We start from the raw sequence: 4132 nt of genomic DNA, 5'->3' as shown, positions 1-4132 counted from the left end.
CGACTCGGCATAGCGCGAGCCGATCTCGAACAGCGCCTTGGCGTCGCCGCTGGCGGCGGCATCACGCAAGGCGGCAGGGCCGGCGTCAGCGGGAATGTCGAACTTTGCCGTCGTCGCCGGCGAAGCGTCCGCTGGCGGAACCGCGCCCGTGGTGTCCTTAGCGGCGGTCGGCTCAGTCGCCATAGGCTGCGCGTCGGTGTCGGCGGCTTCCGCGGCGACCGGAACGGTCGAGGCCGGCGCAGCCGAGGCTGTCGTCCCGGACATCGCCGGGTTCGCATCGGCCGATGTAATCGAGGCGACGGGCGCGGGAACCGGCTCTGCGGTCGGCGCGGCATCCATCGGCGGCTCGGCGCCTGGCGGCGTGGCAATCATGCTTTGCGCGGCCATGTCGTCCTTGGTTGCCGGTGCGGACGGCTCGGCCTGCCTGACGGTGTGGTCAGGCGCACTTTCCACTGCCGCGGGCTGCGCGTCCATCTTAGGTTGGCCGGCGGCATCGAGCGAGGCGGTCTGCACCGGCTGCGAGGCGACGATCGGCGCAACATCGTTGCTCGCCACCTGGGCCGGATCGGCGAAGAAGGCCTTGCCCAGTTGCAGGGCGCCCAGTGCCAGCAGGATCGCGGTTGTCCCCATCAGGATCGGTTTGCGCCGTGCCTTGAGCAGGTCGCCGATCCGCAGTGCCTTCACCGGTCCGGTCACCGTCGACTGGCGCTTCAGCGCATCGGCCTCGGCGGCCGCGGCCTGGGCCGCGCGCCGGGCAGCGGCGATGAAATCCGACTTCGCGGCGTCGGTGTCGCTGGGCTTGGCAGGCTGGCCGCGCTCGTCGCGCACGCGCTTCATGATGGCGTTGAGGTCAGGTGCGCCGGAACCGGGCTCCAGCGGCCGGTTGGCCATTTTCGGATCGAGCGGTTCGTCGAGATCGACGCTCGGGATCGGGGCAGTCGGCGCAGAGCCGGCCAGTGGCGGGATGTCCGCCTCCTTCTTGCCCTTAAAGGCGCGGGCCAGTCCGCCGAACATCGACCTACGGCCGCCCGCCTGTTCGTTCTTCTCGACAATTGTGTCGGAGCCGAGAGCAGCCATGGCCGCAGCCGCTGCGGCTTCGGCCGGCGTGCGCGTTCCCATACCCAGGCCGCCCAGATCGCTACGAGCACCCGGCTCGTTGCGCAGGATGGCGGCGGCACGGCCATCGAGATCGGCCAAGTCCCCAGTCAATGGCAGGGGCTGATCGATATCCATCGATGGCGCGTCCACGGCCATCTTGGGTCGCCGCACGCCGCGCCAGTTGCTCGGCTCGACCGGTGCCGCATCCAGCAATTCGCTCATCGCCTCGACCGGCTCGCCGGGTTCGAGCGAACCCAGCCGGTCGACGATCTTGAGCAACGTGTCGTGGATGGCCTCGAACGTTCTCGAATTGCGCTCGTCGGAGCGCCGCGTCAGCGTTTCAAGCGTCTTCAAATCCTGGGCGAGGCCGGAAACAGCGGTCGTATTGGCGCTCGAACCGGCAAGTGATTGCACCGCGTTCTCGGCGGCTTCGCGCGCTGCGCCAAGGATGGAATCGCGGGTTCCTGCGAGCGACTTTTCAATTTCGTTGAGACGCGGGCTGATGTCCTCGAATTCCGGCAGCGGGGTGCTGGGCCTGGAAAGATGGGCGGACAGGCCGGCAACCTGTGCTTCCAGGCTGCGGATCAGCGCCGGATCGATGCCGGCCACCTGCGCGGCCGACGCATCCAGCCGGCTTGAAATGTCTTCGAGCCGGCTCTCCAGGCCGCGGATTGCGGCTTCGCCCGCGGGATCGGGTACACGCGTTTCCATACGCTTGGCGAGCGCCGTAAAGCGGGCATCGATGGCGTCCATGATGCCGGCGCTGTCGATCTGCGGCATGCGCTGGTCCAGCCTGTCGGCAACCTCATCCAGCCTGCGTTCGAGATCGCGGAACAGCATGTTGCCCTGTTCGATGGCGTCACCCTGGCGGCGTTCCATCATGCTCGACAGCACGTCGAAGCGCTGCTCCAGCCCATGGAAGATGTAGTCGGCGTCAGGCATGGCTGGTGCCTGGTCGATCTTGTCAGCGATGAGTGCAATCTGCTTGGCCAGGCGCTCCATCGCCTGCTCCGGCAGATTGGCGCGGCCGGCGAGTTCGTCAACCCGGCCCGACAGCGTGCTTAACCGGTCCATGACCGCGTTGCCTGGACGATCCTGCGCCACTTCCTCGATCTGGCTGGCAAGTGAGTCGATCCGCCTCTCGATGCGCTCGAAAGCCTCGTGGTCGAATGAATTGGCTTGCGCGGCGACCGTGGATGCGACGATGGCGCGGGAAATCTCGTCCAGCCGCTCGTCGATCATGCCAAGCGTGTCGCTGCCGCGATTGTCCTGCTGGCTGGCCAAATGGTCGACGGCACCGGCAAGCGTGCGCACCTTCTCCTCCAACGAGCGCAGCGACAACGATTCCGGCAAATTGTTGACGGCATTGCTGATCTGCTCCAGCCGGGCGGTCAGAGCAGACAGGCCCGGGTCGTCCGAGCGCTTGCGCTGGTCGGCGTCGACGCGGTCTTCGAACGCCGTCCACCGGCGATCGAAATCGTCCCAGCGGCGGTCGACCTTCTGCACGCTCTCTTCGCGTGCCAGCGTTTCGAGTGCGGCTTTGACCTGTTCGAGTTCGAGCCGCAGCATGTTGACGCTTCTGTCGTCGCTCTTCTCGGCCAGTGTCTGGATGGCGCCCGAAAGCCGCTCGAACTCAAGGCCGAGTTCAGCACTGCCCTTGGCCGAAGCACCGGGCCTTGCCCCTGACTGGAAAGCCCGCTCGATGTCCTTGCGCAGCGCTTCGAATTCCCGCTGCAGGCCTGCGGTCATCTGGTGGCGCAATTCCTCGCGCATGCCGCGCAATTCGCCGGCGATCTTGCCGACCATGGCAACGCCGTCCTCCTGGCCGCGCACGCGATCAATGTCGCGGGCAATGGCCTGATAGTTCTGCTCGAAAGCGGCGGCTCCCTGAATCGGGCTCTTCGGTCGCGACGCGGGCTGCGGGTCCTCGTACCAGCGCTGCTGGCCAGCGGGCCGGGCCGCGGGATAGCGCGCATCGGCACCATATTGGCGTGGATCGGGTTGGCGGAGTTCGGGACGTGCCACCGGATCCTCGCGCGTCCGCTCCAGCCGCTGCTCCAGTGTCTCCAGCGACTGGTTCAACTGCTCGAGCGTGGTCTGCGGCCTGCGCTGCCTGCCGGCATTGAGTGTGTCGAGATAGGACCGCTTGCTGTTCATCGGTGCGTCCGTCTTTCAGAATGGCTGGCTCGCGGCCAGTTCCCCCAGGTCCCTATCGGAACGAAGGCGACCGGCGGCGATGCCGCGGCGGAAGACGAGCTTCCCGGGCTCTCGCCCGCGCTCCGAAAAACCGTGAAAAATTCGATACAGGATAAACACGGGTAGCCGACGCGCCCACATTTCCCCCAACGTGGTAAACAACGCGTTAACCAAACTTAAGAAATTGAAAGGATGCCGGCTGCCGGCCTGACGGTGCGGCATAAAGGGCGGCGCGCAGAACGCCCTTGCGTCATCATGCGGCAATCGGTATAGAATTGACGTAAACGTAAAAGGCGCATTGAGCGCATGTTTGCGATTTGTTTGTTGAAACCACGACTGGAAGCAGGCCCCCGCTTCCAGTCAGGCGACGCATGGTCCGAGACCGCGACGCCACCAGACGGGGAAAGCCAGTGACCATGAAGCTTATCTCGGCCGGCGAGACCGCGGCCAATACCAATATATCTGCCGAAACCGGCGAGGACCTCGTCCGCATCGGCGAGATGGCGAAAAAATATGGAGTGACGCTGCGCACGCTGCGTTTCTACGAAGACAAAGGCCTGCTCAACCCGCAGCGTGACGGGTCGACCCGTCTCTACACGCGCCGCGACAAGGCCCGCCTCAAGCTGATCCTGCTTGGCCGCAAGGTCGGGTTCTCGCTGCGTGACGTCAAGCAGATGATGGATCTCTACGATCCGACCGGTTCAAACACCAAGCAGCTCAAGCTCGCGCTGGACAAGTCGGAAAAGCAGCTTGCCCGCCTGCAGAAGCAAAGGGCGCTGATCGACGACGCCATCAACGAGCTGAGCGGCTCGATGTCGGCGGTGCGCCAGATGCTGAG

At 65.5% G+C, this 4132-nt stretch carries 2 protein-coding genes; one reads left to right on the top strand and one right to left on the bottom strand.

Annotation, left to right across the window (positions count from 1 at the left end; genetic code table 11):
- On the bottom strand, positions 1-3255 hold a 3255-nt coding region (locus tag EN939_RS23535; RefSeq protein ID WP_127270050.1), incomplete at its 3' end, for a peptidoglycan-binding protein.
- 455 nt (positions 3256-3710) lie between these two features.
- Here EN939_RS23535 and EN939_RS23530 point away from each other — a divergent pair.
- Positions 3711-4132: MerR family transcriptional regulator (locus tag EN939_RS23530; protein ID WP_206528324.1), on the top strand; the 422-nt coding region annotated here is incomplete at its 3' end.

It is taken from the genome of Mesorhizobium sp. M7A.F.Ca.CA.002.05.1.1, from assembly GCF_003998335.1.
GTDB lineage: Bacteria > Pseudomonadota > Alphaproteobacteria > Rhizobiales > Rhizobiaceae > Mesorhizobium.
Note: the sequence above shows the minus strand (reverse complement) of the source record. Positions and strands in the feature narration are given on the sequence as shown.